Origin of the sequence: Streptomyces sp. NPDC093510, from assembly GCF_040683555.1 — a bacterium.
Classification (GTDB): domain Bacteria; phylum Actinomycetota; class Actinomycetes; order Streptomycetales; family Streptomycetaceae; genus Streptomyces.
Genome location: NZ_JBFBEE010000040.1, coordinates 59,949 through 70,231 on the forward strand (window position 1 = coordinate 59,949; position 10,283 = coordinate 70,231).

Sequence of the window (10,283 nt, forward strand, 5' to 3'; positions counted from 1 at the left end):
GCAGGTATCACGCGGTACCGCTCACGTCCGAGGAGGACGACATGATCGTACGGATCATGGGGGAGGGGCAGGTGAAGCTGGCGGACAGCCACTTCGCCGAACTCAACAAGCTGGACGACGAACTGCTCGAGGAGATGGAGGGCGGCGACGCCGTCGGCTTCCGTCACACGCTCCACGCGCTCCTGGACAAGGTCCGGGAGCTCGGCGTCCCCCTCCCGGACGACGCCCTGGAACCCTCGGAACTGATCCTCCCCTCCCCGGACGCCACACTGGACGAGGTCCGCGACATGCTGAGCGACGACGGCCTGATCCCAGGCTGACGCCCCGCGGCAGGGAGCGCCCCGCGGGGAGCGCTTTCCAGGGGCGCGGGCGGTGACATGTGCGGCTCCGCCGCGTGGCCGCGCCCAGCCACAACGACCCCGCAGCCAGAACCGATGCCGCAGTTCTGGTCAAGGCCTACGGCCGACCCCCGTACCGTTTAGCACGTGACCACTCTCGTACGAGGCCGCGGCTGGGCCAGAACACACCCGGTGGCGGTGGACGCGGTGCTCGCCTTCGCCGTCCTCGTCTGTATGGTCGTCGGTTCCTTCGCCGAGCCCTACGGAGAACACGGCCCCAACTGGGGCACCCGCACCCCTGACGCGCCGAGCCTGCTCCTGATGGCGCTCGGCGCGCTCGCCCTGATCTTCCGGCGCCGCGCCCCCTGGTCCGTGCTGGCCGCGACGTGCGCCGCCTCCATCGTCGAGCTGCTCACCGGCGAACCCCGCGCCCCCGTCGTGATGTGCGCCGTCATCGCGCTGTTCACCGTCGCCGCCAACACGGACCGCTCCACGACGTGGCGGATCGGCCTCGTCACCATGGCGGGCCTCACCGGCGTCGCGATGCTCTCGGGCCCCCTGCCCTGGTACGCGCAGGAAAACCTCGGCATCTTCGCGTGGACCGGGATGGCCGCCGCCGCGGGCGACGCGGTGCGCAGCCGCCGCGCCTTCGTGGACGCCATAAGGGAGCGCGCCGAGCGGGCTGAGCGCACGCGGGAGGAGGAGGCCAGGCGCCGCGTCGCCGAGGAGCGGCTGCGCATCGCCCGCGATCTGCACGACGTGGTCGCCCACCACATCGCCCTGGTCAACGTGCAGGCCGGTGTCGCCGCGCACGTCATGGACAAGCGGCCCGACCAGGCGAAGGAGGCCCTTTCGCACGTACGGGACGCCAGTCGCTCCGCGCTCAACGAACTCCGCGCCACCGTCGGCCTGTTGCGGCAGACCGGCGACCCCGAGGCGCCCACCGAGCCGGCCCCGGGCCTGCACCGCCTCGACGAGCTCGTGGAGACGTTCCGCAACGCCGGTCTGCCCGTGGAGGTGGCGCTCGGCCAGGTCGGCCTCGACCTGGCGGCCGCCGTCGACCTCGCCGCGTTCCGGATCATCCAGGAGGCGCTGACCAACGTGCAGAAGCACGCGGGGAAGGACGCCAAGGCGGAGGTGAGCGTCGTCCGCGTCGGCCCGAACGTGGAGGTCACCGTCATCGACGACGGCCCCGGCCCCGGCAAGGACGGTGGAGAGAACACCGACGGCGGCGGCCACGGCCTGCTCGGCATGCGCGAGCGCGTCACCGCGCTCGGCGGCAGCTGCTCGGCGGGCCCCCGCTACGGAGGCGGCTTCCGCGTCCATGCGATCCTTCCCGTCACCACGGCAAAGGGAGGGACGGCGTGACGATCCGCGTACTGCTCGCCGACGACCAGGCGCTGCTGCGCAGCGCGTTCAAGGTGCTCGTCGACTCCGAGCCCGACATGGAGGTGGTCGGCGAGGCGTCCGACGGGGCGGAGGCGGTCGCGCTCGCCACGTCGGAGCGGGCCGACGTGGTCCTCATGGACATCCGGATGCCCGGCACCGACGGACTCGCCGCCACCCGTCTGATCAGCGCCGACCCGTCCCTGGCCCATGTGCGCGTGGTGATGCTGACGACGTTCGAGGTCGACGAGTACGTGGTGCAGTCGCTGCGCGCCGGTGCCTCCGGGTTCCTCGGCAAGGGCGCGGAGCCCGACGAGCTGCTCGGCGCCATCCGCATCGCGGCTGCGGGCGAGGCACTGCTCTCCCCGGTGGCCACGAAGGGGCTGATCGCCAAGTTCCTCGCGCAGGGCGAGGGCCTCGACGGGGACGCGCCCGTGGGCGGCGAGCGGCTCGACGCGCTCACCGGCCGCGAGCGTGAGGTCCTCGTGCAGGTCGCGGGCGGCCACTCGAACGACGAGATCGCCGAGCGCCTCGAGGTCAGCCCGCTCACCGTGAAGACCCATGTGAACAGGGCCATGGCGAAGCTCGGCGCGCGCGACCGGGCTCAACTCGTCGTCATCGCGTACGAATCGGGCCTGGTACGTCCAAGGGTGGAGTGACTCCTCCCATGCGTAAGGGGCGCCCGCAATAGCGGGCGCCCCTTACGCGCGAGAAAAGGAGGACTACGGAAGCGCCAGCATCCGCTCCAGGGCCAGCTTGGCGAACTGCTCGGTCTCCCGGTCCACCTCGATCTGGTTGACGAGGCTGCCCTCGGCGAGGGACTCCAGGGTCCAGACCAGGTGCGGCAGGTCGATGCGGTTCATGGTCGAACAGAAGCAGACCGTCTTGTCGAGGAAGACGATCTCCTTGTCCTCGGCGGCGAAACGATTCGCCAGACGGCGTACGAGGTTCAGTTCGGTCCCGATGGCCCACTTGGAGCCCGCCGGCGCCGCCTCCAGGGTCTTGATGATGTGCTCCGTGGAGCCCACGTAGTCGGCCGCGGCGACGACCTCGTGCTTGCACTCGGGGTGCACCAGGACGTTCACGCCCGGAATGCGGGCGCGCACGTCCTCCACGCTCTCCAGCGAGAAGCGCCCGTGCACCGAGCAGTGCCCGCGCCACAGGATCATCTTCGCGGCGCGCAGCTGCTCGACGGTCAGGCCGCCGTTCGGCTTGTGCGGGTTGTAGACCACGCAGTCGTCGAGCGAGAAGCCCATGTCCCGCACGGCGGTGTTGCGGCCGAGGTGCTGGTCGGGCAGGAACAGCACCTTTGTCGACGACTGGGAGGCGCCCTGCTCGAAGGCCCACTCCAGGGCGCGCTTGGCGTTCGACGACGTGCAGATCGTGCCGCCGTGCTTGCCGGTGAAGGCCTTGATGTCGGCCGACGAGTTCATGTACGAGACGGGGACGACCTGCTCGGCTATCCCGGCCTCGGTCAGCACGTCCCAGCACTCGGCGACCTGCTCGGCGGTGGCCATGTCGGCCATCGAGCAGCCGGCGGCCAGGTCGGGCAGGACGACCTTCTGGTCGTCCGTCGTCAGGATGTCCGCGGACTCGGCCATGAAGTGCACACCGCAGAAGACGATGTACTCGGCGTCCGGCCGCGCGGCGGCGTCCCGCGCCAGCTTGAAGGAGTCGCCGGTGACGTCGGCGAACTGGATGACCTCGTCGCGCTGGTAGTGGTGGCCGAGGACGAAGACCTTGCTCCCGAGCTTCTCCTTGGCGGCGCGGGCGCGCTCCACCAGGTCGGGGTCGGAGGGGGACGGCAGGTCGCCGGGGCAATCCACGCCGCGCTCGCTCTTCGGGTCGGCTTCGCGGCCGAGCAGCAGCAGCGCGAGAGGCGTCGGCTGGACGTCGAGGTCCACGAGGTCCGCGGAAGGCTGGGCGGTGGTCACGGCACGCACCTTTTCTGATCTGACAGACGAACCTTTTCGTCTAATTGACGTTATCTATCATAGCTGCTTCACGTCAGTTTGACGATGGCCATAGTGTCGATGTGACGCATTCGCCGTTCCCTGGTCCGCTCTCTCCTCCGGCCCAATGTGCGAGCATGAAGGGGCAAGGACGTAAGCGCTCGGCCCGGAATGAATCCGCGGCCCCGCCGGTTGCAACCGTCGGCAAGCAGTCTCCGTACAACCCGGGAGAGAAGCAGATGTCCGTATCGGACGAGACCACCACCGTGAGCGACGGCATCCTCCTGTCGGACGCCGCCGCGGCCAAGGTGAAGGGCCTCCTTGAGCAGGAGGGCCGGGACGACCTGGCGCTGCGCGTCGCCGTTCAGCCCGGCGGCTGCTCGGGCCTGCGCTACCAGCTGTTCTTCGACGAGCGCTCGCTCGACGGCGATGTCGTCAAGGACTTCGACGGCGTCAAGGTCGTCACCGACCGCATGAGCGCTCCTTACCTGGGCGGCGCCTCCATCGACTTCGTGGACACCATCGAGAAGCAGGGCTTCACGATCGACAACCCGAACGCCACCGGCTCCTGCGCCTGCGGCGACTCCTTCAGCTGAGCCTGTAAGCACCCACGTCGAAGGCGGCGGCCCCCTGAACCTTCAGGGGGCCGCCGCCTTCGTGTGTGCGCTTCGTGGGTGCGCGTTACTTCCGCTTCACCGTCTCGCCCCCGGCGTCGACGACCTTGCGGTCGCCCAGCGGCTTGTCGAGGGTGACCGTCTCCTTGAGCTCCTTGGCCACCATGATGCAGACGTCGCCCTTGCGCGCGGTCTCGGTGACCGTGACCGTCACGCGGTCGCCGTCCTCCCGCGCGGACGCGGAGTACTCACTGCACGCGCCGCCCCAGAAGTGCACGGTCAGCGACTTCCCGTCGGCGCTGTAGGACTCGACGCGCGCCTTGTCCGCGGAGCCGCTGCCGCCCTTGTCGCCCTTGCCCGGCTTCTCGGTGGGTGTGGGCGTGCCCGGAGTGCTCGGCGACGTCAGGTACTTGGGGGCGACCGCCGGGTGCGTCACCGTGAAGGTGTCGCGCGCGCCCTGCGGCTTCATGTCGAACAGCCAGGACGGTACGAGGGTCTGCCTGCCGTCCACGAAGTGCGTCGCGAGCCCGAACGTGGCGCCCTCGACGGCGACCGGCCGTGGCTTCGGAGGCGTCGACGACGGCTCGCAGGGCGCCTGCTTCGATCCGCCGCCCTCCGTCTTCGTACTGTCGTCCATGTGCGGCACCGGGGTCGCACAGCCGCCGATGCCGACGCCGCCGTCACCACTCGACTTGTTCAGCTGGTCCAGGGTCTCCCGGGCGCCGATCACCGGATACGTCGCGCCCTTCTCCGGCGCCTTCAACTGGCCGCTGCCGCCGACCACTTCGCCGCCCGGGCCGACCTGGATGCCGGTCGACCAGCCGTAGGTCGGCAGGCCGCCGATCCTCGGGTCGGCGTTCACGACGCGGACGGCGCCCATGAGCTGGCGGGCGTCCAGCTTCGCGTCGTCCTGGCCGAGCGCCTTCAGGACGGGTGCGGCGGCGTCCTTGGCGGCCTTCTCGCCCACCGCGTCGCCCATCTCGCCGTTCGGCGCTGTGGAGGAACTGGAACAGGGCTTGCCCTTGGGGCAGTTGTCGGTGCCGCCGACGCCGTGCCGGGCGTAGGTCCAGGTGCCGGGCGCCTGCTTGTTCACCTGAAGCGAGGGCCCCGAACCGTCGTTGTCCTGGCCGACCTTCCAGGCGCCGTCCCGCGACATCGGCTTCCCGGCCACTCCGAGCGCCTTGGCCAGCCCGGTCACTTCGGACAGGGTGACCTCGCCGCGCGAGTGGTACACCGACGCGGACTTCGGGCCCTTGGGCAGCGTGCCGGTCGCCTTGTACGTGGCGCCGCTCGGGTCGGGCTCGCCCGGGGCGATGCCGCCGGTGCCGCCCGTGCTGCCGGTGCCGTTGCTGCCGTCGCCCTGCCGGTCGCCGGCCGGATAGCCGTCCAGGGCGAGCGGCGGCGGACCGCCGTCCCCCACGGGGGCCCCGTCGCTGCCGCCGTCGCCGCCGTCGGACGCGGTCGACGCGAAGTACGCGCCACCGCCGCCGACCAGCAGCACGGTGGCCGCGACCGAGACGACGGCCAGGCGGGACCGTCGCCGCTGCGGCTCGGCCGCCTCATGAACGGATCGCTCGGTGCTCACCGCATCGCTCCTTCGCTGCACTGCTGTCCCTGAGATCCCACGGGGGCTTCCCACGGGCGGGCTTCGTCGTATCCCACTTCCCCTTTACGGGGGACGGCGATGGGACGCAGCGGGGGAGCGCACGGTTCCCTGTACGGGCGCCGGGGCCCCGGAGTCAGTCTCCCTCAGTCCCCGTACTCGGACATTTCGGAGAGCAGGCGGGCCGAGCCGGGCGGGACGGTGACCCCGTGGATCAGGGAGGGCGGCACAGGGGCGGTCGCGGTGGTGGCCGGTGCCACCCAGTGCGGCGCCATGCGGGCGCAGTCCCCGCGCAGCGTCTCCATGCTCTCCGGGGCCTCCGAGGAGGGTGCGGCACGATACTGCGGAACGACATCCTTCGGGACAACGGTCATAAAGGCACCGTATGCATCAGGCCGCCCACGAAAAAAGCCCTACTATCGGGTAGTTTTGCCACTTCAGGGACGGTGCCTCTACGGCACCTCGACCCGGTAGCGTGAACTGTCAATCCCACCTCTCCTCCACAGGAGCACCCAGCCGTGCGTATTGCAGTCACCGGCTCCATCGCCACCGACCACCTGATGACCTTCCCCGGCCGCTTCGCCGACCAGCTGGTCGCCGATCAGTTGCACACGGTCTCCCTCTCCTTCCTCGTCGACGCCCTCGATGTGCGCAGGGGCGGCGTCGCCGCCAACATCACCTTCGGCATGGGGCAGCTCGGCACCCGTCCGATCCTGGTCGGGGCCGCCGGCTCCGACTTCGACGAGTACCGGGCCTGGCTCGACCGGCACGGCGTGGACACCGCCTCGGTCCGGATCTCCGAGACCCTGCACACCGCGCGCTTCGTCTGCACCACGGACGCCGACCACAACCAGATCGGCTCCTTCTACACGGGCGCGATGAGCGAGGCCCGCCTCATCGAGCTGAAGACGGTGGCCGACCGCGTCGGCGGCCTCGACCTCGTCCTGATCGGCGCCGACGACCCCGAGGCGATGCTCCGCCACACCGAGGAGTGCCGCACCCGCGAGATCCCCTTCGCCGCCGACTTCTCGCAGCAGATCGCGCGCATGGAGGGCGAGGAGATCCGCACACTCCTCGACGGCGCGACGTACCTCTTCTCCAACGAGTACGAGAAGGGGCTCATCGAGTCCAAGACGGGCTGGACCGACGCCGAGATCCTCTCCAAGGTCGGCCACCGCGTGACGACCCTCGGCTCGCGAGGCGTCCGCATAGAGTCCGTGGGCCAGGACCCGATCGAGGTCGGCGTCCCGGAGGAGGAGGCGAAGGTCGAGCCGACCGGCGTCGGCGACGCGTTCCGCGCGGGCTTCCTGTCGGGCCTCGCCTGGGGCGTCTCCCACGAGCGCGCGGCCCAGGTCGGCTGCATGCTCGCCACCCTCGTCATCGAGACCGTCGGCACGCAGGAGTACGAGCTGCGCCGCAGCAACTTCATGGACCGCTTCACCAAGGCGTACGGCCACGCGGCCGCCGCTGAGGTCCAGCCGCACCTGGTCTAGCGCGTCACGAGCTCCGGCGGACCACGTACGCGACACCGCGGTCCGCCGGCCGCTCACCCACGTACTCCTGGCCCTGCGTCCAGCACCACGCCGGGATGTCCACCGCCGCGACCTCGTCGTCGGCGAGCACGGTGACGGTGCCGCCCACCCGCACCCCGCCGATCGCCTTGGCCAGCTCGATGACCGGCAGCGGGCAGCTCATCCCGAGCGCGTCGACCGTCACCGCCTCGGCCTCCCCGCTGCCGCCCCCGGCCGGCGCCCCCAAGGTCTCCCGCACGCCGCGCACCACCCCGGGCAGCACATCGAGGAACCGCTCGACATCCGCCTCGTCGGCCCCGAGCGGCAGCGAGACCCGTACGTTCCCCTCGCTGACCACCCCCATGGCGCGCAGCACATGGCTCGGCGTCAGCGTCGAGCTCGTGCACGAGGAACCCGACGACACGGAGAAACCGGCCCGGTCCAGCTCGTGCAGCACTGTCTCTCCGTCGACATAGAGACAGGAGAAGGTGACGAGGTGCGGAAGGCGCCGCACCGGATCGCCCACCACCTCCACGTCCGGCACGAGCCCGGGCACCCGCGCCCGGATCCGCTCCGTCAGCTCCCGCAGCCGCGCCGCCTCCGCGACGGCCTCGGCCCGCACCGCCCGCAGCGAGGCGGCCGCCGCCACGATCGCCGGAATGTTCTCGAACCCCGCGGCGCGCCCGGACTCCCGCTCGTCGACGGGACCCTGCGCGGCGAAGCGCACCCCTTTACGTACGACAAGAAACCCGACACCTGCCGGACCACCCCATTTATGGGCGCTCCCGGTCAGCAGCGACCAGCCCCCGTCGACACGCCCCCAGGGCAGCGACTGCGCGGCGTCCACCAGGAGCGGCACCCCGGCGGCCCGGCACACCGCCGCCACCTCGGCGACCGGCTGCTCGGTGCCGACCTCGTGGTTGGCGGACTGCAGACAGGCGAGCGCGGTGTCCTCGCGCAGCGCGGCGGCGTACGCCTCTGGGGCCACCGCCCCGCCGCGGTCCACCGCCACCTCGGTGACCGCCCCGCCGTCGGACGCGTGGGCCGCCGCCGAATGGAGCACCGACGAGTGTTCGACGGCCGACACGATCAGGTGGCGTCCGACGCGCCGACGCGCCGCGAGCGCTCCCGCGATTCCGGAGTGCACGGCGCGGGTGCCGGAGGTGGTGAAGACCAGCTCGTCCGGACGGCAGCCGACCGCTTCGGCGGCCGCTTCCCGCGCGGCGTCCAGCAGCAGCCTGGCCCGCCGCCCCTCCCGGTAGAGCCGCGAGGGATCGGCCCACCCCTCGTCGAGCGAGGCCTGCAGAGCCTGCCGGGCAACGGGATGAAGGGGAGCGGAGGAAGCAACATCGAAGTAGGCCACGCCCCCACGCTAAGACGTCGGCTGACCGGGTAGCTCCAGGGAGCGCCCTGAGGGAACGCCCCGAAGGGGCGCGCCTCAGGGGCGCGGGGAACTGCGCGACAAGCCCCCACCGGCCCGCACCCGCGGACCAACAGATTCCGCCGAGCCGGTGGGCGCCCCAAAGCCCCGTCAGAAACCGGTGGACGGGGGCCCGTCCCACCCTTCGGAGTGACCCGCGGCGCGTTAGGCACCCTCCCCGCGCGACCCCAAATAGCGTCCAGTAGGGTTTGGTCCGCATAAACATCCAAACCCCTGCCCGACGCAGGGCGGCGACCTACCAGCGTGAAGGCCGCAGCCGACCGCGCGGGCGAGACTCTCGGGAAGGCGCTACGTGAGTCCCAACGGCTCCGACCGCTCGTCGCGGCGCCCGATGCGGCGGAAGCTGCCGCAGGTGCTGACTGCGGGCCTGATCCTGGCAACCGCCACCGGTTGCACATACAAGGATTTCCCCCGCCTTGGAATGCCCACCCCGGTAACGGAAGAGGCTCCGCGGATTCTCTCCCTCTGGCAGGGCTCGTGGGCGGCAGCGCTCGCCACGGGCGTCCTGGTCTGGGGTCTGATCCTGTGGAGCGTCGTCTTCCACCGGCGCAGCCGCACCAAGGTGGAAGTACCGCCGCAGACGCGTTACAACATGCCCATCGAGGCGCTGTACACGGTGGTGCCTCTCATCATCGTCTCGGTGCTCTTCTACTTCACGGCACGTGATGAGTCGAAGCTCCTCGAACTCGACGACAAGCCGGCCCACACGGTCAACGTGGTCGGCTTCCAGTGGAGCTGGGGCTTCAACTACGTCGAGGACGTCAAGGGTTCCGACAAGGACGACGCCAAGACGTCCAAGGACCTGGACGCCATTCCGGACCGTTTCCGCAAGGACTTCCCGGCCAACGCCGGCGGTGTCTACGACGTCGGCACGCCCGGCGAGCGGAACCCCCAGAACGGCAACCCCGGACCGACCCTCTGGCTCCCCAAGGGCGAGAAGGTCCGTTTCGTTCTGACTTCGCGTGACGTCATCCACTCCTTCTGGGTGGTGCCGTTCCTCATGAAGCAGGACGTCATCCCGGGCCACACCAACGCCTTCGAGGTGACTCCCAACAAGGAGGGCACCTTCATGGGCAAGTGCGCCGAGCTCTGCGGCGTCGACCACTCCCGGATGCTCTTCAACGTCAAGGTCGTCTCTCCCGAGCGCTACAAGCAGCACCTCGAGGACCTCGCGAAGAAGAACCAGACCGGTTACATCCCGGCCGGCATTGAGCAGACGGGCCCTGAGAAGAACCGGGAGACGAACAACCTGTGAGCATCCTCAACGAACCCCAGGGTGCCGCGGCAGCAGAAGACTCGTACGAGGACGAGCTGCCGGTCAGGCGCAAGCAGCCGGGAAACGTCGTCATCAAGTGGCTGACCACCACTGACCACAAGACGATCGGCACGCTCTATCTGGTCACGTCGTTCGCGTTCTTCTGCATCGGCGGTGTGATGG

General features: G+C 70.3%; 10 protein-coding genes and 1 pseudogene. 7 read left to right on the forward strand and 4 right to left on the reverse strand.

What is annotated here, in order from left to right:
- The first annotated feature begins 41 nt into the window (after positions 1-41).
- The 3 genes from AB0N81_RS39250 to AB0N81_RS39260 all read left to right on the forward strand — a co-directional run bounded on the left by AB0N81_RS39250 (position 42) and on the right by AB0N81_RS39260 (position 2,383).
- Positions 42-320, forward strand: a complete 279-nt coding sequence (locus AB0N81_RS39250) for a hypothetical protein (protein WP_365367233.1) — start codon at positions 42-44, stop codon at positions 318-320.
- Between the two features lie 165 nt (positions 321-485).
- Positions 486-1,706 (forward strand): histidine kinase, encoded by a 1,221-nt coding sequence (locus AB0N81_RS39255; protein WP_365367235.1) that lies wholly within the window; start codon positions 486-488, stop codon positions 1,704-1,706.
- Positions 1,703-2,383 carry a response regulator transcription factor gene (locus tag AB0N81_RS39260; RefSeq protein WP_365367237.1) on the forward strand — a complete coding sequence of 227 codons (681 nt, stop codon included), beginning with the start codon at positions 1,703-1,705 and terminating at the stop codon, positions 2,381-2,383. The genes AB0N81_RS39255 and AB0N81_RS39260 overlap by 4 nt, the downstream gene beginning before the upstream one ends.
- 63 nt (positions 2,384-2,446) lie before the next feature.
- Here AB0N81_RS39260 and nadA read toward each other — a convergent pair whose 3' ends face one another.
- Positions 2,447-3,667, reverse strand: a complete 1,221-nt coding sequence (gene nadA / locus AB0N81_RS39265) for a quinolinate synthase NadA (RefSeq protein ID WP_365367239.1) — start codon at positions 3,665-3,667, stop codon at positions 2,447-2,449.
- Positions 3,668-3,915: 248 nt separating this feature from the next.
- On the opposite strand from nadA, the gene AB0N81_RS39270 reads away from it, so the two are divergent.
- A complete protein-coding gene (locus AB0N81_RS39270; RefSeq protein WP_030933606.1) occupies positions 3,916-4,272 on the forward strand; it encodes an iron-sulfur cluster assembly accessory protein in 357 nt (118 codons plus the stop codon).
- A gap of 85 nt (positions 4,273-4,357) precedes the next feature.
- Here the strand turns inward: AB0N81_RS39270 and AB0N81_RS39275 are convergent, their stop codons facing one another.
- Together AB0N81_RS39275 and AB0N81_RS39280 are read right to left on the reverse strand one after the other, a co-directional pair.
- Positions 4,358-5,875, reverse strand: a complete 1,518-nt coding sequence (locus tag AB0N81_RS39275) for a hypothetical protein (RefSeq protein WP_365367241.1) — start codon at positions 5,873-5,875, stop codon at positions 4,358-4,360.
- Between the two features lie 164 nt (positions 5,876-6,039).
- Entirely contained in the window at positions 6,040-6,267 is a 228-nt protein-coding gene (locus AB0N81_RS39280) for a hypothetical protein (RefSeq protein ID WP_365367253.1), read from the reverse strand.
- Between the two features lie 144 nt (positions 6,268-6,411).
- Here AB0N81_RS39280 and AB0N81_RS39285 point away from each other — a divergent pair, with 144 nt between their 5' ends.
- Positions 6,412-7,386: a carbohydrate kinase family protein gene (locus tag AB0N81_RS39285; RefSeq protein WP_365367243.1), complete on the forward strand. Its 975-nt coding sequence runs from the start codon at positions 6,412-6,414 to the stop codon at positions 7,384-7,386.
- A gap of 4 nt (positions 7,387-7,390) precedes the next feature.
- Here AB0N81_RS39285 and AB0N81_RS39290 read toward each other — a convergent pair whose 3' ends face one another.
- Complete coding sequence (locus tag AB0N81_RS39290; RefSeq protein ID WP_365367245.1) at positions 7,391-8,767, reverse strand: aminotransferase class V-fold PLP-dependent enzyme; 1,377 nt, start codon at positions 8,765-8,767, stop codon at positions 7,391-7,393.
- Positions 8,768-9,137: 370 nt separating this feature from the next.
- Here AB0N81_RS39290 and coxB point away from each other — a divergent pair, with 370 nt between their 5' ends.
- Both coxB and AB0N81_RS39300 read left to right on the forward strand, forming a co-directional pair.
- Complete coding sequence (gene coxB, locus AB0N81_RS39295; RefSeq protein ID WP_365367246.1) at positions 9,138-10,100, forward strand: cytochrome c oxidase subunit II; 963 nt, start codon at positions 9,138-9,140, stop codon at positions 10,098-10,100.
- Positions 10,097-10,283 (forward strand): annotated as a pseudogene (locus AB0N81_RS39300) (cytochrome ubiquinol oxidase subunit I); the annotation flags it as partial. The gene coxB and the pseudogene AB0N81_RS39300, both read left to right, overlap by 4 nt.

What these genes read in the sequence shown, in the direction of transcription:
- AB0N81_RS39250 (WP_365367233.1), top strand. Translation starts at nt 42, where the DNA reads ATGATCGTACGGATCATGGGGGAGGGGCAGGTGAAGCTGGCGGACAGC.
- AB0N81_RS39280 (WP_365367253.1), bottom strand. Translation starts at nt 6,267, where the DNA reads ATGACCGTTGTCCCGAAGGATGTCGTTCCGCAGTATCGTGCCGCACCC.
- AB0N81_RS39270 (WP_030933606.1), top strand. Translation starts at nt 3,916, where the DNA reads ATGTCCGTATCGGACGAGACCACCACCGTGAGCGACGGCATCCTCCTG.